The 22,642-nt window shown below is 49.1% G+C and carries 18 protein-coding genes and 2 tRNA genes; 2 read left to right on the forward strand and 18 right to left on the reverse strand.

Annotation, left to right across the window (positions count from 1 at the left end; translation table 11 throughout):
- Positions 1 to 77: 77 nt before the first annotated feature.
- The 3 genes from AB1756_05850 to AB1756_05860 form a co-directional block, all read right to left on the reverse strand.
- Entirely contained in the window at positions 78 to 605 is a 528-nt protein-coding gene (locus tag AB1756_05850; protein MEW5806851.1) for an isoprenylcysteine carboxylmethyltransferase family protein, read from the reverse strand.
- A 122-nt stretch (positions 606 to 727) separates the two neighbouring features.
- Positions 728 to 1,855: a M28 family peptidase gene (locus AB1756_05855; protein ID MEW5806852.1), complete on the reverse strand. Its 1,128-nt coding sequence runs from the start codon at positions 1,853 to 1,855 to the stop codon at positions 728 to 730.
- Positions 1,856 to 1,928: 73 nt separating this feature from the next.
- Positions 1,929 to 2,858, reverse strand: a complete 930-nt coding sequence (locus tag AB1756_05860) for a metallophosphoesterase (protein ID MEW5806853.1) — start codon at positions 2,856 to 2,858, stop codon at positions 1,929 to 1,931.
- A gap of 124 nt (positions 2,859 to 2,982) precedes the next feature.
- Here AB1756_05860 and AB1756_05865 point away from each other — a divergent pair, with 124 nt between their 5' ends.
- A complete protein-coding gene (locus tag AB1756_05865; GenBank protein MEW5806854.1) occupies positions 2,983 to 4,146 on the forward strand; it encodes a peptidylprolyl isomerase in 1,164 nt (387 codons plus the stop codon).
- Here the strand turns inward: AB1756_05865 and AB1756_05870 are convergent, their stop codons facing one another.
- Together AB1756_05870 and AB1756_05875 are read right to left on the reverse strand one after the other, a co-directional pair.
- The gene (locus AB1756_05870; GenBank protein ID MEW5806855.1) at positions 4,147 to 5,046 is read right to left on the reverse strand and encodes a hypothetical protein; all 900 of its coding nucleotides are present in this window, start codon (positions 5,044 to 5,046) and stop codon (positions 4,147 to 4,149) included.
- Between the two features lie 260 nt (positions 5,047 to 5,306).
- A complete protein-coding gene (locus tag AB1756_05875) occupies positions 5,307 to 6,911 on the reverse strand; it encodes a S8 family serine peptidase (protein ID MEW5806856.1) in 1,605 nt (534 codons plus the stop codon).
- 300 nt (positions 6,912 to 7,211) lie between these two features.
- Between AB1756_05875 and AB1756_05880 the strand changes: the two genes are divergently transcribed.
- Positions 7,212 to 9,254, forward strand: a complete 2,043-nt coding sequence (locus tag AB1756_05880; protein ID MEW5806857.1) for a glycosyltransferase family 39 protein — start codon at positions 7,212 to 7,214, stop codon at positions 9,252 to 9,254.
- Between the two features lie 36 nt (positions 9,255 to 9,290).
- Here the strand turns inward: AB1756_05880 and AB1756_05885 are convergent, their stop codons facing one another.
- From AB1756_05885 to AB1756_05945, 13 genes are all read right to left on the reverse strand, one after another.
- Positions 9,291 to 10,181, reverse strand: coding sequence for a PD-(D/E)XK nuclease family protein (locus AB1756_05885; GenBank protein MEW5806858.1), 891 nt, complete (start codon positions 10,179 to 10,181; stop codon positions 9,291 to 9,293).
- A 119-nt stretch (positions 10,182 to 10,300) separates the two neighbouring features.
- Positions 10,301 to 10,375, reverse strand: a tRNA-Glu gene (locus tag AB1756_05890).
- An 83-nt stretch (positions 10,376 to 10,458) separates the two neighbouring features.
- Complete coding sequence (locus tag AB1756_05895; GenBank protein ID MEW5806859.1) at positions 10,459 to 11,550, reverse strand: amidohydrolase family protein; 1,092 nt, start codon at positions 11,548 to 11,550, stop codon at positions 10,459 to 10,461.
- Entirely contained in the window at positions 11,483 to 12,178 is a 696-nt protein-coding gene (locus AB1756_05900; protein ID MEW5806860.1) for a lysophospholipid acyltransferase family protein, read from the reverse strand. Before AB1756_05900 ends, AB1756_05895 begins: the two co-directional genes overlap by 68 nt.
- 181 nt (positions 12,179 to 12,359) lie before the next feature.
- A complete protein-coding gene (locus AB1756_05905) occupies positions 12,360 to 12,698 on the reverse strand; it encodes a hypothetical protein (GenBank protein MEW5806861.1) in 339 nt (112 codons plus the stop codon).
- Positions 12,699 to 12,765: 67 nt separating this feature from the next.
- Positions 12,766 to 15,264 carry a tetratricopeptide repeat protein gene (locus AB1756_05910; protein MEW5806862.1) on the reverse strand — a complete coding sequence of 833 codons (2,499 nt, stop codon included), beginning with the start codon at positions 15,262 to 15,264 and terminating at the stop codon, positions 12,766 to 12,768.
- A 14-nt stretch (positions 15,265 to 15,278) separates the two neighbouring features.
- Positions 15,279 to 16,121: a 3-deoxy-7-phosphoheptulonate synthase gene (aroF, locus tag AB1756_05915; protein ID MEW5806863.1), complete on the reverse strand. Its 843-nt coding sequence runs from the start codon at positions 16,119 to 16,121 to the stop codon at positions 15,279 to 15,281.
- A complete protein-coding gene (locus AB1756_05920) occupies positions 16,121 to 16,600 on the reverse strand; it encodes a Rid family hydrolase (protein ID MEW5806864.1) in 480 nt (159 codons plus the stop codon). Before AB1756_05920 ends, aroF begins: the two co-directional genes overlap by 1 nt.
- Before the next feature lie 402 nt (positions 16,601 to 17,002).
- A tRNA-Gln gene (locus AB1756_05925) sits at positions 17,003 to 17,076 on the reverse strand.
- A 51-nt stretch (positions 17,077 to 17,127) separates the two neighbouring features.
- A complete protein-coding gene (locus AB1756_05930) occupies positions 17,128 to 18,081 on the reverse strand; it encodes a thioredoxin fold domain-containing protein (GenBank protein MEW5806865.1) in 954 nt (317 codons plus the stop codon).
- Between the two features lie 19 nt (positions 18,082 to 18,100).
- Positions 18,101 to 20,119 (reverse strand): TonB-dependent receptor, encoded by a 2,019-nt coding sequence (locus tag AB1756_05935; GenBank protein ID MEW5806866.1) that lies wholly within the window; start codon positions 20,117 to 20,119, stop codon positions 18,101 to 18,103.
- 134 nt (positions 20,120 to 20,253) lie between these two features.
- Positions 20,254 to 20,649, reverse strand: a complete 396-nt coding sequence (locus tag AB1756_05940) for a hypothetical protein (protein MEW5806867.1) — start codon at positions 20,647 to 20,649, stop codon at positions 20,254 to 20,256.
- A gap of 24 nt (positions 20,650 to 20,673) precedes the next feature.
- Positions 20,674 to 22,275, reverse strand: a complete 1,602-nt coding sequence (locus AB1756_05945; GenBank protein MEW5806868.1) for a PQQ-dependent sugar dehydrogenase — start codon at positions 22,273 to 22,275, stop codon at positions 20,674 to 20,676.
- Positions 22,276 to 22,642 lie beyond the last annotated feature (367 nt).

The raw sequence follows: 22,642 nt of genomic DNA on the forward strand, positions 1-22,642 counted from the left end.
ATTTCATGGCCAAGTCAACCTCAATCATTCTTTTTGAGTAACCCTCAGTTTTGAGCATGAATATAAAATTTCCATTCTTATTTTTTCTTCTTATGTTTCCGGATCTTATGCATGATTCCTCTTAAGATGTTCATAGATGGAGTCGCCGCCATATAGGTTAAATACTCGCTTCCGAAGTGCTCCGTGAGGGCCTTTTCTTCCTTCCTGTTTCTCAGGATTATCGTGATGAGAGATGCCAGGAAAAGGAAGATGGACAGCAGGCTGGTGGAAATTAGAGACATCCCGCCCACTTCCATCAAATAGGATAGATGTAGAGGATGTCTCACCAGCGAGTAAAGGCCCTCTGTCACGAGTTTCTGATCCACACGGATCTCTACGAAGGAGCTGTAGTATCTTCCAAGCTGTTTTAGCCCCCCAACTCTCAGAAGAATCCCTGAAAGAAGTATCAGATACCCAAGAGTGAAAAAGAGATCTGCTTCACCATGAAGCCACAGGTGCTTCAGGGCAAGGATTAGGGAAAGTATGTAGCAAATGTAGAGGGAGACGGTTCCCGCTCCTGCGACCACTCTTCCTCTTATCTTCCCGGCCGTGAGGAAAAACTGCATGACATTCCTGAAAACAATTGCGATAATAAACAGGATTAGTGGCATAGTTAACGTATTAGATCGTTGCAGCCTACACCATGCTATAGATCAGGGTCGCATCTACTGCTTGAAATCAAAACCATTCAATACATTGCAAAAGCGATGGAAAGAGTCGCCAGCTTTTCGAGCGAGTCAATGCTGACGTTGTCTGGTGTATCTCCAGGAGTGTGTATGGAAAGTATGGCCCTGCTTAGCTTCCCGCTCGAAAAGGTTATGGCCTCAAATCCCCTATAGGAAATGGGAAGCGTATCCACCCCGGCTCCTGGTGGAAGATAGCCTTGGTGCAGGTCGATCCCGAGTTCTCCTGCAATGTTCATGAATCGGCCAGACAGCGTCTTTCCGGTCTTCACCGGAGGGATTCCATATCGGTCCATCAGGATGATCCTTCCTGGTGCACCGGCCCCATCGAAGTTGATGAAGGAGGTCGTCCTCCTGTCAAACCTGCTGCCGAATTTCTTGATGAAGTGGAGCGAGCCAATCAGTCCCTCCTCTTCGACAGCCGTTGCCACGAATGTGAACGCAGGCATCCCCTTTCGATGGTTCTCACTTATGACTCTGGCCAGCTCTAAAAGGAGAGCAACGCCGGATGCGTTGTCGATGGCTCCGGGAGATCTGTTCCTGCTGAAATTTAATATTCCAGGAAGGGCAAAAAGGCAGGCGATCGAAAGTGTGTACAGGATGGACTTTTTTCCAGCGAATGGTGCTGCGGAAGCGGCGAGGATGACAAGGGCAGCGGTTACAAAGGATAATAGAAGAAAAACGATGGTTCCCGCTATTCTGAGCATGATTGGTACGATCTGAGATTTGCTGTCGTAATGCGCCATGAAGACGATCTCTCTTTCGGATCCCTTACCAGGGATCCTGGCAATGATGTTTCTTGACTCTTCGGTTCCTCCGTATCCCGAGATGATCTCTGCAATGCAGCTCCATCTCGTGCTGAAGATAAAGATCGGAATGATTGAAGAGGCGATGAGGGTGCTCAGAACGGGAAGGCCGCCAAGAAAAGTAGAAGAGAGCAGCAGCAAAATGACGACGAGCAGTGGGATCAATCTTGGGACCAGGGCAGGCGGCAAAGTGGAAAATGCAAAGTTCTGTACTTCGATGTCAAAGGGGTATCTTCTGAAAAAATTCATGATGTAACGGAAGGCCGCTTCCTCTCCAGGAGAACCTGCTCTGCGGGGAAAAGAGAGGTTCTGGATGTGACGCAGCATTTCTTCTTTTGAACATCTCATAATTAATAAAAAGTCCTGAGAACAGGCTTTTTCTCAAATTTTGTCTATACGTTTACCTTCTATCGATCTTTCTTACTTCGAAGGAGATTTCTTTCCCTTTTACGGTAAAGATCAGAAAGTGATAGAAGCCACCTTTTGCCTCGCCAACATGCAGGGGGGCGCCTCCTCCTCCCGAAATAACGTATTTCACTCCATCCTTTTCCTGGAAGTGATAGAGATGTTCGTGTCCGGAGAAAACGAAGCGAACCCCATGAGATTTGAAAAGCTCATGCAGGAGATTCCGCTCCGAAGGGAACTTGTCCATCGATTTGCCGATATAGCCATCGACTGGAAAAACGGGCCGGTGTACGAAGACGAAAATGTTCCTTCTCATTTTCCCGCTTTCCTTCAACTCGTTCTCCAGCCAATTCCTCTGCTCAGCGGGGATCAAGCATTTATTGTCGGGAAGCTCGCAGTTCAGAATGATGAAGTTGTTGGAGCCAATGGTAACGGAACGGTAGAGATATCCGAACCTCTGCTCAAAGATCTTTGCGGAGGCGGGATCCCAGATGTCGTGATTTCCGGGGGTGACGAACATCTTGCTTCTTAGCCGTTTCGCCACTTTGAAGAAATCGTCGTACTGCCGATTGATGTTTGCATCGTCTTCCGTTTTTCCGTAAATGATGTCCCCCGTGTGGAAGATGACATCGGGTAAGACCTCATTGATCTTCTCGACGATCTTATCAAAGATCTCGGGTTGATTTAGATCGCGTTCGGGTCGTGAGTCTCCGAAGACGGCGAAGGTCATCTCTTCTTTTGCCGGAACCACCTGAAACGATAGAGGAGAAGCAGGAATAGGATGGGAAGGAAAATTAGCGAGAAGAAAATGAGGAGGGGAAGGCAGGGAAACGAAAGGAGTTTGAGAATGAGGTTGAGAAATAGACAACAGAAAAGCTAACAGGAGCAGCGTGGAGAAATTCAACGTTCTTATGCGCAGCATCATTTTCTCGTACCGCCTTCTGGCAAAAACTAAAATTTAATAATACAATATCAGAAATTTTTTAAGAGGTGAAGGCTGCATTCGTTGATCGGAGGTCAAGCCTCATGATTCTTAAAGGCTGGATTTTATGAAAAGGAAAAAATTCGCAATATTGACTCTTATCTTCCTTCTGCTCCTCAGTCTCGCTTTGATCGCTTCCTGCGGTGAAAAAGCCAGAAAAGGGACCGGCGAGGACTCAGGAGAAGCTCAGGTTCCGCCTGCTCAGGTGAAAGAGAGTGCGGGAGAGAAGCTGGCAAAAGGGGACAGAGAGACTGCAGGATCTCCATCAGGAATGCAAACGGATGTTGCGGCGTCGGCGCCCCAAGGTCTTCTGGGAACTCTTCTGCCTCAAAGCGTCGTAGCCAGAGCGAATGATGCGGAAATAAAAGCATGGGTCGTCAGGGATATCGAGAAAGGGCATCGGGAGCAAGTTTCGAAGCAGATCGGTAGCATCCCTGCCGAGATGGAGAAGAACCTGGCACGTGCCGCCATCGAATCGGCAATCAAGTCGGAACTGCTTTACCAGCAGGCTCTCAAGGAAGGAATCAGCGTCGAGGATAAAGACGTCGAAGATTACGTGAACAGCGTCAAGATGACATTTCCAAATGAGGAAAACTTCAAGGAGTTCATGAAGTCATCGGGTTGCTCCGAATCAGACTTTAAGCAGGAGGCGAAAAAGAAGCTCATCATCGGCAAGTATGAAAGGGAGAAAATAGCGCCACAGGTGAGGGTTTCGGAGAAAGATGCCAGAGAGTACTACGACAAGAACAGAGAGCATTTCAAGACGAAGGATCTCACCAGGGCAAGCTTCATCCTCATCCCGTACAGTGAGGACACTCCGCCAGAGAAGAAGGCCGAGCTGAGAAAGAAGGCGGAGGAAGCTCTCAGGGAGGCGAAGAGCGGAAAAGATTTTGCCGGGCTTGCGAAGAAATATTCCGGAGCCCCGAATGCCCAGAAGGGGGGCGATCTCGGCTATTTCCCAAGGGGCGTGATGGTCCCAAATTTCGAGAAGATTGCTTTCGACTTGAAGATCGGTGAGATCAGTGACATCTTTGAGACTCAATTCGGTTACAACATCCTGAAGGTCACGGACAGGAAGGAAGCCGGATACATGGATTTTGAGAACATCAAGATGCAGATCATAGATCGGCTGATGCAGAAGGGTGTTCTCGAGGCCATTGCGAAGAAAGCTTCCGAATTGAAGAGTCAAGCGAAGATAGAGATAATGGTGGACATCTTCCAGGACTCCTGATCATGATGGAGGCTTAATCCTCTCCCTCGTTTCCGTCTTGAAGAAATGGTAATCTGCGTAGCTAAGGATCAGAGCCGACGTCGGCACCTTCTTATTCCTGGCAACAAGTTCAAAGGTCCTGTTATCCGACTGCGTCGGGAAGGTCAATCCCTCGTGCTCAAAATCAAAGTAGACGGTTGAAGAGTATCCAAGGGGTTTCTTTTTAAGCTTGATCCCGATGAAAGAGAAAGCCTGGTTGTATTCCTGTCTTTTGAGCTCGAGGATATCATCCTGATGGATCGGTTGCGCCTCCACCTTGAGAACGTTGAACGTCTTCTCTTCAACCCATATCCTTCCCTCCCATTCACGGATATCCCTCCCATCGGTGAACGGCTGGAACCCCCGGAAGGCGATGATGTGGGCCAGCTTGTAGGCATAGATCTCTTTCCCGATGTAGCCATATCTCATCACGTTCCTGTAATTTTTTGAGAAGATGAAGACCCAGGGGTAGGCCTCTGGAAATCTCAATTCGAGCGTTACCGGGCTTCTCCCGCCCTGACTCTCCAACCGCACACGGTAGGGAGAAAAGCTTCCCTCGCCGGGATTAGCTTCCAGGAGGTATTCGTAGCGTTCGAGTTTTTCCTTCGTGGCTTCTTCTCCGGCAATGCTGTATGATGCTTTTCTGATCAACTCCGTACATGTGAATTTGAGTGCGAAGGTTTCGTACTCAGCCGATTTTCTTATTAGCTGTTCCATTAGATGTTCTGGAACAGGCGTCATTTCTTTTTCAGCATACAGTAGTTTCCCTTCGGTTGATTTCTCCTCATCCTCGGAAGAACCGGCGAGAGAATCATGGACCGGACCACCGATGGCAATATGATTAAAAGGGAAAAGCAGGAGGCATGTGGAGGATCTCAGCAAAATAAAATGGATAAGGAGTATAAAAAGTAAGACAGAGAAGAAAAGAAAGAAGAACTGAGCTGATGATATGAAAAGAGCAGATATGGAAGGATATTTTTTCGAATCGATCATCGCATGCTCAACTTGATCACCTTATCACTCATTCTAATGGAAAAACTTTTTTTGTCCAATCGTTGATTTTTCCCTTTAGTTGCGCTCTTCTTGAAAATAAAAGCCGCTTCGGTAAGAAGCGGCTTTTCACATTTTGATTGATGAGATCGTTATTTCTTTCCGCCTTTTATCCTGGCAGTCGTTGTGCCGGGAGAGCTCTGAGTGTAACAATCATCCAGAACGGTCAGGGTGACCTGATAGGTCCCTTCCGCACTGTAGGCATGGGTGATGGTCGACTTGTTCGTTGAAGCCCTGGAGCCATCTCCGAAATCCCAGCGGTACTGTTTCACACTTCCATCGGGATCGTAGGAACCAGAACCGTTGAACGTGATGTTCTTATTCATCGGTCCGTTGTAAGGTCCTCCGGCATTGGCGACAGGAGCTTGGTTATCCGGGTTGGGACACTGGGCAGGAGGAGTCTGCGCGATGGCTTCCTGAGCATTGACTACGCCGCCGGTGACGGTCAGCCCGCTGAGCGCAGGTATCGGCCGTACGCTATTCATAACGATGTCTTTGACATCGAGGTGGGTCAGGTTCGGATTGTAAGCCCATATGAGTGAGCAGACTCCGGCAGCGTGCGGTGAGGCCATGGAGGTCCCGCTCATGTATCCATAAGATGCGCCGAGCGTGGTACTGTATATGTCGACACCGGGGGCGCCAACATCAACTGTCGTCGCTCCGTAGTTGGAGAAATTTGCCTTGTTGTCATAGCGGTCCGTTGCGGCAACGGAGAGTATGTTCTGATTATTGTAAGAGGCGGGGTAGAAGGGGGAGTAATCGTTATTCGAATAGTTGTTTCCGGCCGCTGCGACGAAGAGCGATCCTGCCTGATTGGCTCTCTCGATGGCATCGTAGAGAGCCTGGCTGTACCCTCCGCCACCCCAGGAATTGTTTGATAGTCTTGCACCATTTTCAGTAGCGTAATCAACGGCTTTCACGGCATTATCGGTCGTCCCGCTTCCATAGGAGTTCAGGAACTTGACAGACATGACTTTTGCAGACCATACGACGCCGGCGACACCCTGACCATTGTCTCCTTCAGCGGCCATGGTTCCGGAAGTGTGGGAACCATGCGAATGGTCGTCCATCGGATTATTGTTGTTGTATGCGAAGTTCCAGCCGTGATAATCATCGATGAACCCGTTGTTGTCGTCATCCTTCCCGTTGTTCTGTATCTCGTCATCGTTGGTCCAGATATTGTTTGAGAGGTCGGGATGACTGTAGTTCACTCCGGTGTCAATGCTAGCGATGACTAGGTTGGGGTCACCGGTGATGGTGTCCCAGGCTTCGGGAGCGTCGATGTCCGCATCCACCTTTCCTCCGCTCTGACCTGTGTTGTGCATCCCCCATAGGATGTTGAAGCTGGTGTCGTTGGGGATGACTACCGCATGGATGATCCAGTTCTTCTCAGCATACTTTACTTCGGTGAACCCCAGATAATGATCGATGGCTCTACCGAGGTCCGAATCTTCCGGAAGCCTGATCAGGAAGAGGTCGGGATCCATCCGGAAATCGCTTTCTATGACTGCTCCGATCCTCTCGTTGATGAGGTCGATCCTTGAGCGATCCGTGCCAGGCTGGAATTTTACGAGCAGCTTATCGGGGACGTATTCCTCCGGAGGGCCGCTCACCAGCTTCGTGCCAAGGAGCCCTCCAAAAAATACCGTCAGCAGAATGACGATCGCGAGCGTCGAAATGTTCTTGGTCCTCTTCATGTTACCTCCTTATGAATTCACGGTTTCGACCGATCGATGTAGCGATCGATCAAATTTTCAATCATTCAAAGTCTGGACGATCTAAATTATACGGTGAACATCGTGCGAAGTGTAAAAAAAGTTAAGCTCTTTTTAATTCAGGCGAAAAGAGGTGCTCTTTATCCGACGAACAGATATTATTAATATGAATATTGCGACAGATTCTAGATAAGAAATGTATCTTCTATGAAAAAGTGATTGATTATAATCGACCGGGGATGAGAAAATTTAAAAGATTCTATGCCACAATGATTGACAGAAATGATGGACCACCTCATGCGCAGGAGTGAAAACGGAGAAGGAAAAGACCCGGATTTCCTCTCCTCTTCTTCAAGGTTCATCATTATTCTTTCCCTATCCCTGTGGGTCATCTTCATGCTGCTCCTCTATGCTCTGAATGCTCATCCGGTGGAGAAGCTCCTGAAATCTTATAGGGAGATATTCTTTATGCTCCTGTTGCTGACAAGCGCCTTTTTCCTGGGAAGCTTCTTCACAGGCTTAAAAGGGAGGAGATTCAGGATCTCAGAAATTACCATCATGCATCCTGTCTCCATCGGGATAGGATCGTGGGTTTTCTCTCTAATCGCTCTGATGCTTGCCGTTTTGGGTTTCCTCTCAAGATGGGTCGTCCTGACCATAATCTCAATGCTCCTCATATCATTCTTCTGTTACATCATCAGGTTCAGAAAGGAAAGGGAACTATCGTCCACGAAATATGGAGCACTAGAAAAGATTCTGACGACCATTATGTGGATGATTGTTATCCTGACATTCCTCTTTTCCTTCAGGCCACCCGTTCATTACGATGCTCTGGAGTATCACCTTTCAGTTCCTGCCGAGTTCATCAAGAACGGCGGATTGGTCTACCTTCCCCATGATGTTCAATCAAACTTCCCTATGAACGTGGAGATGCTCTATCTTCTCTCCCTTCTTCTCTCGGGATGGAAAGTAGCCAATTTCATCAATTTTGCCTTCCTGCCTCTGATCATCGCCCTGGTTTACTCTTTTTCAAAAAGATTCTTCGGAGCGCGATCGGCTCTTTTTTCGGCATTGATAGTTTCCTCTCTCTTCCCGATTATGGAACTATCCACTCATCCGCTGGTCGATCTCGAGTTCGCTTTCTTCACGGTTGCTTCCTTCCTTCTTGCCATCTTCTGGCTCTACGAGAAGAATGACCGGTACCTATACCTGTCTGCTCTTCTTTCCGGGATAGCTCTCGGGATAAAGTATACTGCCCTGATATTCACGCTCCCCTTGAACCTTCTCTTTTTCATCCTTTTCATCGCCGTGAGAAGAGAAAAAACCGCTTTGAATCTCATGAAGATGGTTCTCGTCATCCTCATCATGTTAGCAGCGGCTTCCCCGTGGCTGATCCGGAACTACATCAATACGGGAAACCCGATTTTCCCTGCGGCTTCGAAGTATCTCGGCCACGAAATCTGGACGGAGCAGCAGGACAGGCTTTTGAAAAAAGCGGCCAACGAATCACCGCGGGATCTAGCAGAGATATGGAATCTTCCCTACAGGATGTCATTCAGCAGCAGCGACTTCGGATCGTTCTCGTGGGTCGGCCCGGTCTTTCTCATCTTCCTTCCTCTGATCTTTGTTTACAAAAAGGAGAGGCTGGACTACATCCTCATTCTTTACGCTCTGCTCTATTTCCTGCTCTGGGCGTTCAGCTTCAACATGATGAGATTTGCCGTTCCCCTTATGGTTATTCTCTCCATTCTTTCCGGGAGGGCCATCCATCGTTACGCTTTTGAAGATGGGTCCCTTTTTATCAGACGGTTTCTATCGGCATCCCTTGTCGTGATCGTTGCCTTCAACGCTTTGTATTTCCTCAGTCGGCAAGCCTCTCTTCCCGATAGCATGAAAGTAGTTTTTGGAATCGAAAGCGAGAGAAGTTTCCTCTCGCGGTATCTCGAATATTATGATGCCGTCGATTTCTACAATAAGATCGCGGAGAAGGATTCGCGGATCCTCTTTATCGGCGAAGCAAGAACGTTCTACTGCAAGAGCAGAGCAGTATGGTCTTCCGCATACAATGAGAATCCGATCATCCCGATCATCAGAGAGAGTGAATTGTCTGTGGAGATATCCAGGAAGCTCCACTCCCTCGGCATTACGCACATCCTCTATGCTCCGCGCGAAGTGGCTCACCTGCACCGGATTTACGGAGCCTACAATCTTAATGAGAAGGAAGAAGAAAGATTCCTTCGTTTCCTGAAGGAAGAGACGACAAGCCTCTTCTCAGAAGGCGGCATTCACCTCCTCCAGATCAAAACCGCTCATTCATTTAATTGAAAAGGATATCTTTCGAGCAGGGGAGAAGCTTGAATTTTAACGCGAGCAGAGTTCGCGATAGCGGCACCAGCCGCAGGCTCTTGAATCGTCTCTGAGGGGAAAGTATTCCATAGAGAGTGGAAAATTCCTCTCGACGTTCTGGCAGAAAGAGTGCATTTCGGTCAGTTCCTTCCTGACCCTTTTCTTGAAAGATTCGAGATGTGCCTGATTCATCACGCATTCCACGGGATCATCACTATCGGAAAGGTACTCCAGTATTGCCCTGATCTTCTCGAGCGGGAATCCATGGACATCGTGCGCATAGAGGATGTAGCCCTGCATCTGAATCGCATGCTTCTGATCGTATCGCTTGCCGGTCTTCCAGTCTATGATGTTCAGATAGCCATCCTCCGACGGGAAGGCGAAATCGACTCTGGCATATGCTTTCATACCATCGAGCCTGAACTCGCCGAAATCTTCCGGTTCGATTATCCACTTTGCCTTTCTCTCGTCCGGAGTCGATTTAAGCTCCTGATACCACTTTGATGCATAGAAGGACTCAAGGCAACTCTCGAGTTGAAACTCCAGCTCGAATTTCCTTGCGGGAGTGATGATGGCACCATAGTAAGTGTCGAGCAGGAGAGAACCCGCCAGGGTTTCAGAGAAGACCCTTGTAGCTTTTTCCCTTAGATCATCGAGGGGGATCTCCTCGTTCATAGACTGGATCTTTCGGAGAATCGTGGCAATGGCGTCATGGACGATCTGGCCGAGCAGGATAGCAGACGACAGCAGGCTCTTCAGGAAGTCGATTCTCTCCATGATTTCCGGAGGAGCATGTTTCTTTCCGTAGTATTCGAAGTAGTATTGCCTCTTGCAGGTTCGGAATGTGTCATAGCGGGAGAAGGACCATCCTGCAACATCACTGTATTCGTATCTTCTCTTGCTCATCGCGATTATTTTATCAGATGAGAGACGCTGAGCGTAGAAAAAGTCGTGAGCCACTGTGTCCCAATTCGATCACAGATTATGAAAGGCAATATGAAATGCAGCAAGGCTTTAAAAAGATTTGGCAGCGCTACGGGGATTCGAACCCCGGTTTGATGGCTGAGAACCACCCGTCCTGACCCCTAGACGATAGCGCCGCAAATTTATAGCGAAGATTATTATATGGGAACCTGTAGCACTGTCAAGGAGCATGGATATACACGGAAGCATGCTCCCTTGATTATTTTATCTCTGCTTTGAGATTGAGAATGTCCGAGGCTCTCGAGAAGACGTCGTCGGGGAATCCGGCGGCTTTTTTCGCCAGATAGTCCCGCTCGAAGGGATTCCGGATCCTTGCTATCTTCTTGATCTGTTCGAGGGGGACGATACCTGTCAGCGATGCAGGGATTGAGGGGACCGGGATATCGCTACCATGGACAAGCTTCTTGAAATGAGTGTCGTTCTTCAGCAGCTTCTTCAGAGGTCTTCTCCTGGTCGGTATCAAGAGGGCGGCAGTATCTCCGTAAAAATGGTCGTGGCTTCCAACCATGGAAGAGAAGTTCTCGAAAAAATCCCTGTCCGCGATCCCGCTCTTCATGCCGCAATGAGCGGCGATGACCGTTACCCCACAATCGAGGGGAAGTTTCAACCGCTCAGGGTTCCTGTACTCTTTATTCAGCGTTCTCAGGATGTGCTCTCCTCCTGTGTGAACCAGCATGGGAAGGCTCAATCGATGGAGCGTTTCATAGTACTCCTTGTATTTTTTGTTCATCGGATCGAAGTTTTGAGAATCCGGTAACAGTTTTATGAGAACGGCCCCTTGCTCCTTGCATCTATGGATTTCGTCGATGGCTTCCTTTCTGTCGGGATGGACGGAGACACCTGCAAATACCCTCTTTTTATTCATTTCGGTCATGATTTTCATATTATTTTTCTTGAGGACTTCTTCAAATAATCTTTCCTGGTCTCTGACGAGGGCGAGAACGTAATCGTTTGGAGTGAAGAGATGAGTTCGCGGGTCGATCGCTCCGTCATGTCTGTAAATCCGATCATGAGCTAGAAGGACTGCACCCTCGATGGAAGGCGATTCTCCAAGCTTTTGGAAGATCATCCCGATGTACATGGCATCGAGATTGTCCCGGAACTCTCTCCCGTAGATGCCATGATATAGTTTCAGGAAAGGAATCAACAGAGATTGATAGAACTTCCCTCTCATGAAACAACCCGTTCCCCCGTCTCCCCGACCGTATACATGGACATGTATGTCAATCTTCAACGTCTTCTTCGTCCTCGATGATTTTCTCTTTTTCAACCTCGGGTCCAACGATTTCATTATAGAGACCCTTCTCCTTCGCCAGGGCGATGAAAGCATCGCGGATCTTCCGGGTTGCCTCCTGGACCTCGCTCCTCGTGGTCGTTCCCCTTTTCTTCACATTAAAAGAAAGAGGCGGTCCCGCATAGACGCTCACCGGATGCACCTTCAGTTCAGAGCTTCCGGCTGGGAGGACCTCTGAAGTCCCCCTGATGATGACGGGAATAACGGGAGCTCCGGTTCTCAGCGCAAGGAGACCGACTCCGGGCTGCCAAGTCATTATCTTTCCGGTTCGGCTCACTCCTCCTTCAGGGAAGATCACGAATGGATCACCCTGATTTATTACCTTAATGGCTCGCTCGAAAGCTTCCGGATTGGCTCCTCCTTTCTTCAGGGGAATGCAGCCAAAAATGTCATAGAACCATCTATGCCTTCTGTCATAATACCATTCAGCCAGCATGAAGAAGCTGAGTTGCCTCCTGCTCACTCCATGAACGGCCACCGGGTCGAGATAGCTCAGATGATTGGCCACAATGATGTAAGGCCCGTACTTCGGAATATGCTCTTTTCCCTCGACCTTCAGGTGAAAGAACGTCTTGCCGATAATGAATCCAATGAATCTTAATGTGTAATAGAAAAGTTTCTTCATGATTTTCATCATTGTATTCATATCAATATTATAGAGATGTGAGAGAAGGAAGGGCAAGAATGGAAAAACAGAGGACAGAAATAATAATTAAGAATATAAGAAGAAAGGGCAAAAAAAGAAAAAAGCAGAAGAAAAAGAGCCGCACCGTGCTGCTTTTGCCGGTACGGCTCCTCCGGAGTCTTTACTCTTCAGAATCTTCACCAAAAGGAGAACTTTCCTCTTTCTCTTCGAATGGAGCCTCTTCCGCTGGCCTCTTCTCCTCGATGGGCGGCGCCACCACTGGTTTTGCGGGCATGCTCACAGGTTTCACCGGGAGACCTCTCTTTGGCTTCCGCGCCGGTTTCTTCGCCGCTTTCTTCCTCGGTTTCGGCTTCTTCACGGCTTTCTTTTTCGGTGCTATTCTTTTTTTCACGACCTTCTTCTTCGGTGCTACTTTTTTCTTTGCGGCTCTTTTGATTTTCTTTTTTGTTACTTTCTTTTTGGGGGCTCTCTTTCTGACTGGCTTCTTCCCGCGTGCCATTTTATCACCTCCTTTCAGGAGAGTTTTTAAAATTATAATCCAAAAGAATTGAAAAAAATAGCAATCTTTATCTGCTCGCTTGCTTTTTATTACGCAGCAGTTCAAGAATTTCACGGTGGAGATCCTGTATCTCTTTCAGATGAGGTGAATCAGGGGGGCAGACCTCCTTAGCCTTCACGCAATCGTTCAGTGCCTCAGAGAATTCTTCTCTATCCTTGTGGATCTTCGCCCGGAAATACCATGGGGTCGGATTCTTTGGATCCAGCATGATAGCCTTGTTGAAATCAGCCAGTGCTCCAGCAGCATCACCCTGTGCAAGCAACGCTACGCCACGACCGTTGTAAGCGTCGGTATATGCACCATCCAGTTGAATGGCCTGTGAATAATCCTCGATGCCGCCGCCATAATCCCCGGCGGACATCCGTATCGTTGCCCTGTCATACCAGAGCTTGGGGGTTTTAGGAGAAAGCTTGAGTGCGACGTCCAGGTTCTTTCGGGCCTGTTCCAGATTACCTCTTGCAAACATGATAAAGCCGAGGTTGCCATGCATCTCCGCGTTGTCGGGGTTCAATTTAAGTGACTCGCGGATGTGCTCCTCGGCGCGGTCGGTCTCTCCGAGCTGCAGCAAGACCTTGCTGAGACTATCGTGGATCCTCCAGTCGTTGATCCTCCAGTCTTTCGATTCACCTTTCAAAGCCTTCTCGAACTCTGCAACCGCTTCACGGTGCCGGCTCTCCATCGCCAGCTTGTTGCCACGTTGGAAGTACTGGTAATGATCGACCGCAGGCACCAGTATGCTGAGGAATGAATTGTAGGAGATGTTTACAAACTCGGGGATGTTAACGGCCCGGTTAGCAGCAGTGCTATTTTCGATAAGGATGGGCGGGCTATCGTTTCCGGATTCGTCGATGTGCGTCAGAAACATCTGCGTGTATGGCGTGTTGCTCTTTGAGGAAAAGACGAGCCATCGTCCGTTGGGGGAAAAGCTGTGCCAGGAGTTCATCGTCGGGAGGTTACACCGCATCAGACGCGCTTCTCCGCCTGCTACCGGCACGATCCACAACTTACCATCGGGACGCATCAACAAGCCATTCTTGCTCTTGACGAAGACGATCCACTTTCCATCCGGGGAGACCTTGGGAAATGAGTTGCTCATGCCGTTGTTCCATGCTCCCCTGATAGGCTCTGGATGACCACCCTGCCCCTCGTTGAACGGAATGCGATACATGTCGAATAAGATAGGCGTTTCGTTGGGATCACCGGCATAGATTGCTACAGGGCTGCTTGTATCGTAGGAATTACGGGCCTTCGCTCGAAGAAAGATGATGGTCTTGCCGTCAGGAGTCCAGACCGGGTTGCAGTGGACGTAATTCGGGTCATCGGCACCTGGCAGAGATTTGATCTCTCCAGTTGCGCGAGAATAGTAGGCGAGGATTCCCCGCGTCGGATAGAAGACCTGGAGGAATCTGTAGTCAGTAAAATTTCTTACATAGAGAGAATCGTTGACGGTCGAGATGACGTATCGTCCATCGGGGCTGATCCGTGCCAGGAAACCGAGAGTCAGGCGGTCTTTCGGTTTCCCCTCGAATGCATTCCAGGTGATAACATTCCTGTCGCGAATCACAGTCTGGGGTCCAATGTCAACGATTGCATATGCCCCTTTGTCGCCATCAGGGCCATCGAGGTCCATCGCCAGCGTCTTTCCATGATCGGAGAAACTATGACAGTTTGCGCATGTTGGCATGTCTTTCAGAAGAACGCGACTATCGGGGCGAGAGATGTCCTTCAGTCGCCAGGCGATCAGCGGCAATGCAGTCTGATCCAGCGGCTTGATTACGCCATCTTTCCCCTTCGAGGGCATGAGCGGCACATCACGGTAGAAGATCGGCGCACCGACTGGATCTCTTGACGTGCTTAAAACCATCTTACCGCGTGAGAGGATTCGTGCATCGCTGCTTTGATAACCGTAAAAAGTGATTGTTGCAGGCTTCTCCACGGAGTTGTGTTTTATTGTATTCCAGAGGTCTTCTCCGGGCTTCCATGCCCTGGCGGATGCCTGGTAAGGAGTCGGCTTATAAATTTCGTTGGTGACTGCGATGCAGCTCTGGTCGATCTCTCCCTTTGGCGGTGCCATGGCGAGAACCAGTACGTAGATGTGAGATTCTCCTGTCTCTTTTCCAGTGCTAATTGCAATATCGACAAGCCAGCGGTCGACCTTTGGAGACGCATCGTGCCAGAGGAACGTCGGAGCGATTATCTCCGGCGGGAAGATCGAGACATCCATCGGGTAGTCGATCGTTACCACGGCGGCGTCACGCAATTCAGCCACTGCCTGGATGAGTCCTCTGATCAACTTCTGTTGCTCGTCGTCTGCTGTGGATCTCAACGGTGCTCCGTCTGCAAGTAATACCTTCCCTTCCAGCAGGATTACATCGCTACGCCGCGGAGTCGCTTTGCTCCCGGTTTCCTGACTGTTCAAGGAAGCCATCGTCAAAAAGGCCACGGCAATGCAGCTCATAATGGCAGGGCATGCAAAGAAATAGCTATTTCTTTTTCTACTCATCATTTCGCCTCAGTCTTTCAATTCTCAATCTTTCGGATGTCATCAACTATTTTTATGAAGACTTCCGGTGGGACACCCTGTCCCCGGTCGGATTTGAGTTCTGCCCGGCGTTCTTCTGAATCCACCACTTCAATGAGCAGACCATCGGCTCCGGCTGAAATTGCTGCCCGGCTCAATGAGGCGACCAGGTTCCAATCACCCGCGGCATGAGATGGATCAACAATGACCGGAAGGGGAGTAGCCTTGCGAAGTGGTTCGATGACGTTAAGATCGAGAAGATAGTTTGCATAACTCCAATGGCATGATGTGCGGATGCCTCTCTCGCAGAGGACAACGTTCCTGTTTCCTTCTTTTGCGATGTATTCCGCGGCACAGAGCCATTCCTCGATCGTGGCACTCCAGCCCCTCTTCAGCAGCACGGGCCTTGAACCGCGCCCGACTTCGGTCAGGAGGGGGAAGTTTTGCATGGAACGTGAGCCGATCTGTAGCATGTCGGCATAAGAGGCTACCTGCTCCACGAGGCGCGGATCCAGAACCTCGGTGACGAAGCCCAGGCCGGTCTGGCGGCGGACTTCGTCGAGAATCTTAAGACCTTCCAACCCGAGGCCCTGAAAGGAATGAGGATTGGTCCGGGGCTTGTAAGCTCCGCCTCGAAGCAGATGAGCACCGGCTTTCTTCGCGATTGTAGCGACTGTGAGCGTCTGTTCGAGCGATTCGACGGCGCACGGCCCGGCTATGATAACCCGGCGTGGGCCCCCAATAGTAATGTCACGGACTTTTACCTTGTGCATCGCTGAAGAGTCGGCATATTCCGGCCAGTTCTTCCTCAGGATGTTGAGCTCCGGCAAGCCTTCATTCATCACTTATTCCTCTTCGCTCTTTTATTGTTTCCTCTTGGTATCATGGCGATCGCCTCTATCTCCACGAGGAGATCGGGGCGGCATAGTTTTGCCTCGACGCCAGTGCTTGCTGGAAGGGGGTCCAGTCCGATTGTCTTCATGAACATCGTCCTGACTCTGTTGAATGTGCCGTAATAGAGCTTGATGTCTTTCAGGTAACAGGTAGTTCGGACAACGTCATGCCAGCTCGCACCTTCTGATGCAAGCAGAGCAGTCAGATTTCGAAAGGTGCGCAGGCACTGGGCTGGGAAATCGCCCGGATGAATCGTCCTCCCCTTATCGTCAACACTCGCCGTGCCGGAGAGGAATAGCATCGTCACTCCGGGCAATTCCACCCGCATTCCACGGCTGAATGATGAAGGATCTGGATAATCATAAGCCTCATTGATCACATCTGGTGCAGAGATGGCGCGCTTGAATATCAGGGTACGTCTCTTCACAAGATCGAGTCCATCAATGAAAGATCTTCTATTTCTTCCTTTCCGTTGAAGTTGCACTCCTTTAATTTTATGGAATCCGATCGATGTTCGGTCATAAAGTCCCAGCGCTTCAAGCTCAATAAGGGCTTGTGGACTCAAATTCAATTCAATGTCAGGCATGCGTTTCAAGATAGGGGATCGCGATTTTTTCCTCGGCCTAGCCATTTCTTCAGGGTTTCTGATCAGATATTATCTCAAAGACACCGTGAAAAATAATAGCAGCCCATAAAAAAAGATGTCAAGCAGTCGATAACTGAAGCGTTGCATCAGGCAAGGAACAGAGTTACTGCACAATACTAAGGGAAGAGAACAGTAAGAATATTAAACAAGTGGAATCGAAAGATGTTATCATCAGGTTAAAAGTGGCTGGGGAGCAGGGATTCGAACCCCAATTCTACGGTCCAGAGCCGCATGTCCTACCGTTGGACGACTCCCCAGCATCTGAATCAGAAAAATTACCTATTATTATATTGATTGCATGATTATGGTCAAGGGTGATTGAAAAGGCCCGCTACTTTCTTAGCAGCGATGCTGTCAGGGTATTGTTTCGTGAGGGAAGCGAAGATCTCTTTTGCCTTGTCTTTTTTTCCCCAGAAGAGATAGACTCTTCCGAGTTCCAGATAGTAATCGGGAAGCTCCAGGCTTTCCGGATTGTCGTCGATCAACCCCTGGAATATCTTTAGGGCCTTCTTATGCTCGCCAGCTCCGAGGTAGGCTCGACCGAGAAAAAAAGAGATGCTATTTCTCTCGGCCTCTATGTTCAAAGGTGCTTCGTTAGTAGCCATTTCATCCGAACTTCCTGTCGGCGTTGCCTTTTTGGTGGCATCCTTTGCCACTTCGGTGAGCGATTTCTTGGCATTGTTGAGGTACTGGACCGCCTCGCCGCTCAACCCCAGGTCGAGATAGATTCTTCCGAGAGATTTTAGAGCGAAAGTTTCTTTCGGATTCTTCTTGATGATGTCGTGCCACTGGCTGATCTCGAATCCTTTCTCCTTGAAAATCTTCATTACGGAGTAAAATTCATCGGGTGTGCGGTAACCACTTATCCGGAAAACCTCTGTCCCGTCCGGGATCGCAAAGATGATGGTAGGAAAGCCGGCGGGTCGATAGCGCGTGGCCGCCACTCTCTGGATCTCGGCATCAAGCTTGGCGCAGACGATCTCTTTCGAGAGTTCGACTACTCGCGGATCGGTAAAGACCTCTCTGTCAAGCTTTTTGCAGAAGACGCACCAGGAGGTGTAAAAAGCAACCATCATCAGACGATTATCCTTTTTTGCAGCATCAAGCGTCTTGCCGAAATCTTCAAGCCAGAGAATCTCATTGGAAGCCCTCGCTTCATTAGCCATTGCGAGGCAGGCTTCATAGATTCCAGATGCAAAAGCAATCGAGAAAATGCTGAGAAGAATTGTTGCCGGGAATAGCCTATTTCTTTTTTTGTTCATGGTTACCTGGCTTTATTATCTACAAATCCAGCAGGATGCCAGCATAAATGTATCGACCGCGCAGTGGACCCCAGTTGAACTCATATCTCGGGTCATCGAGCCAGTTCTGGTACTCATCGGTGATGTTGTCCACTCCGGCATATCCTGAAAGATGCTTATAAATTCTGTGCTGGACCCTGAAATTATAAACCCAGAAATCCGGCGTCTCTTTGAAGTCTTTCACGACTCCGAATGCAGGCAATTCTTGGATGAGCAATGAACCTGTGTACTGTGCTTGAGCCATTACCTGGAAGTTTCGCTGCGAGTCATCCCACTTTATGGTGGCGCTTCCGGAGTTTTCTGCCTGGAGGGGCATCTTGCCGGCAGGCAGCAGAGTTAGTGGAAACCGGAACGGTTCCTCTTGGCCTGGAATCTCCATGGTGAAGTATGTCTGTGTGTCGCGACCGCTCGTTGCTTTTAGCTTCGTGTAGCTTGCACTGATTGTGAACCTTTCCATTGGACGGATGTCCATTCCGATCTCTCCCCCCTGTATGTAGACATCCGGAAAGTTAACCAGGGCATAGTTCGGAATGTAGTTGGAATTCGCAAATACCGCCAGCCTTTGCAGGTAGTCTTTAAAGTCATTCCTGAAGAACGTTCCTCTTAGGTTGATCCAGGGCATAGGAAGATAGTTCAGGTCGAGGAGCATGTTGCGGGAGATCTCAGGTTTCGTATAGTAACTGCTCTGTATTCGCGCGCCGCAGCATACCCTCTCGAAGATGGGGCGTGGCGCAAGGAAAGCACCCCCCGCCGAGAATGCAACTGAGAATTTGGAAGTCGCTTTCCAGGTCAGTTTCATGCGCGGTGAGAATCGGGAACCATAAAGCTCGTAATCATCGTATCGTGTACCTGCCGTTAACTCCATCCGTGCCGGGAGAGACAGCGTCATCTGCGCAAACGCGCCTCTCTGATGAATAAAATCGTGCGCCTCCTGTGGCAGGAAGAAGGGAGGATCCAGTTTATATGATATACCGTCTACGTCAAAATTCCTGTATGTCAGCCCCGCCATGAGTAGATGCTTCGTGAAGAGAGGAGTATCGAAGCGAAGCTCTGCAAGCCGGGTAGTTTCGTCCACTTCCATGTAAGGCTGCTGAGTGTAAGCATCGTCGTCTGTAGTGTTCTGGTTGCGGTTGGAATATAGAGTTCTGAACGAAAATCTCATAAGGTTAGAGGTTGTGTAATCCCATCCGAGCAAAAACTCGGACCTCCGGATGTCCACATCCTCCTTGTGAAAATGACCGAGGTCGATCGGGAAGGAAGCTCCGCTGTACCCTCCCTTGTTCTCTCTCTGCTCTTCATTGTAGTAGAGAGCAGTGAAGCGCACATCCATATTCTTAGTAATGTCAAAAGTCACACTCGCATCATAGGTGAAGCGCCTGAACGCCCCGAGATCAAAAACCTTATCGCCGTTGGCGTCGATCCCATCGGACTGGCTGTGGGTGAATGTCAATTCACCACCCCATTTCCCCAGCGTTCCAGAGGCGAAGATTTTCTGGGTCGAGCCGTCGAAGCTTCCCAGATTGGCTTCATAGTAAAGCATCGGGTCCGGGCTCGATGCTTTCGTAGTGATCTCTAGAGCACCGATAGCAGCCTCACTACCGGTGAGAGCAGAACCCGCTCCGCGGTTCACTTCGGTCCGATCGACACCAACTGGCGGGATGACGGAAAGGATGTAGATGGCACCCAATCCACCCATCACCGGCATACCATCCTTCCATACCTGAACCCTGTCTCCGGTTTGACCGCACATCGTCACGTTGGCGACGTTGCAGTTAGTACACATCTGCGCTACACGCACCCCGCTTTCTCCGGAAAGAATCGCCATCAGGTTTTCCGCGGGTTTCCGCTCGTTCTGTTCCTGGTTCTCCTCAGTTGCCGGTTGTTCCTTACTTTCCTTGCCATCGGATTCTAACGGCCGGGGATCATCCGCAAAAGCCGGGATTAATGCAAAGACAACGATAATACTCAGGATGGGAAGAGATAATAGATTTTTCTTCATATTTCTAACACCCCAAAATGATTATTATTAATACTCGATATTGCCAAAAAATTAGGCTTTAATATAGCATCGATTTGGAGACAAAAAAAGGGAGCAGATGGAACTGCTCCCCTTACGCATCTAACATGGATAGTTCAAGGAGTTGCCTCTCCACACCACTTAGCTGGGAGAATGGCGTTAAGATGGTCGCGAACTTCAGAATCGCTGTATCCGCACCCTGTAAGACACGGATTGACACATGGGTCATAGGTTGTGACGAGTCCCTGATCGATGATCTGCCCTTGAGGAGTAACCTGGCATAAGGGGAAGGGATCGGTGTACATGTCCCACAGGCCGCCATCCGTATCGGCAACGACAGTGAATTTAAGTGGTGGTGTATAACTCCCGGTTCCATCGAAATCCTTCTCGTAGGCCCAATAGTTAGCATCCTCCCAATCGACGACGGTATCAGCATCTGGACCATCATCGATAACGACATGGATGATCTCAAAACCTCTTTCGCGAAAATCATCGTAGAGCTTATTAGCCACACTGGCCTCCGAATCGCATGGGGCTCACCCGTATTGCATCATGGTGATGAAAACGGCTTTGCCACGGAATTCATGAATGGAGCGCATGTTGCCATCTTGGTCAGGATACGTGTGAGCCCAGTCATTCGTGCATTTCCCTAATGTTTCACCCCAGCCGATGGCGTTGCAGATCTCGGATTCTGTTGAGCTGTAACCCGGTCTTTCGGCTCCCCCTGTTTTATAACCTGCCGTTCCTTCCAGGTTCGCTCCTCTTCCAGAAACGAGATAGTAAACGTTTCCTGAAGGCATAGAGCCGATTCCATACGAGCGGAGCGCATCGTTCTGGGAGGTTCCATCACCCTCCGTCTCCGCCAGCTTTGTATGAGTGTAGGAGAAAGGAGAGTTCAGAGTTCCCTGCCATATCGTATATCTTTTCGTCTTAGAACCAGCAGCGTCGCAGTTTCCATCTTTATTGGCATCAGAGCATGTCCAGACGTCTTTCTTAAGGTCTTCCCACCAGAGCCTCAGGCCCGAACCATCCTTTGCCAGTGTCATGTTTAGATAAGGGGTATTTGAAACTTCTCTTGGCTTTGCATTGGTATAACCATACTGGTCGCGGATGACCCGGTAGATTCCGGCCCTTGAGGAGGTGGAATCATCGGAAACAGCATACAGCCAGCTATCCCTGCCATCGGTGAGGTCCTTTACGACGATCGGGCATTCCGTTCCCGAAGGAGAGTCATAGAAACTGGCCGTGGATGAGAATGTATCGTAAGCGGAGCCGGAGAGAACGTCTCTGACGATCTTCCCATCCGTCTCTCCTGCAATGAATAGATTGTTCTCAAATCCAGGGTATTTTGAACCCAGGTAAGGAGACAACCCCGAGATGTTCATGGGATCGAGAGAATGAAGTGCCGGTTCATAGGAAGAGCCCTGACAGAATTCGACATCCCAGCCATAGTTGGTCCCTGATTTGACAACGTTGGTCTCATCGCACTGTGTCGTTCCATCGTAGGCATCAGTATCATAGATCGTGCCGACATTCTTGTTCATGGCGATATCCGTAGGATTCCTGAATCCGATGGAATAGATTAAAGAATAAGGATATGGTTCACCTGGATAGGGGTTATCAGCAGGAGCCGTTCCATCATCATTCATCCTCAGGACTTTTCCTTTCAGGGATGAGAGTAACTGCGCATCACCGCTGCTTTCCATGTCCCCGACGGTGGCGTAGAGCTTCCCATCGTTTCCGAAGACTAGTCCACCGCCGTTGTTGTTTCCTCCTGCGGCTGAACCGATATTATCGAGAATCACCGTTGCGCTGCTCCCATTCGATCCCTGATCAACATATCTGACGATCCGGTTTGTCTTGGGAGAAAGCTGCGTGTAATAGATATAGAGGTAACCGTTTTTCTGGAAATCAGGATGCAGTACAATTCCAAGAAGCCCTTCTTCCGCTGTCGTGGAAACATCGACGTGTATGTAGTTGTTGGAGAGAAGCTTCCCGTTCCTGATTACCCTGACGTTCCCCGTTGTCCTCTCAAGATAGAATATCCTTCCATCAGGTGCGAGAGCCATGGCCGAAGGCCTTGTGAGCCCTCTCATAACTGGCTCCATCCTGTAATCCTTCGGCAGGACGTCGGCCAATATCGATCCTGCTGCAAACATGATCAAAAATGAAAGCAAACAAGGTACAAGGGATTTTTTCATAACCCGCCTCCCATAATAGAATTAGCTTAAGTTGAAAGTAAAAAACTCCTTCTAAAAATCTTTTTCTTTCCAAAAAGTGTAATATTTCACATGAGGATCACTACTAGCTCTCTATGAGCAACTCCTCTTTCGATCAATAATTTACTCTTATATTTATACTCAGAAAAGGCTAACAGGCAATGAGAAATTTCATTCCTTTTAAAAGGCTCTTTTTGTCTTTGTTTTCTAATAGTTATCTCGTTTCAGATGATTTCGATGGAGGCGTCGGTATTATAGAATGCCAGAACATGCTGTTAACATCTTT

Source organism: Acidobacteriota bacterium (assembly GCA_040752675.1).
Classification (GTDB): domain Bacteria; phylum Acidobacteriota; class Polarisedimenticolia; order JBFMGF01; family JBFMGF01; genus JBFMGF01.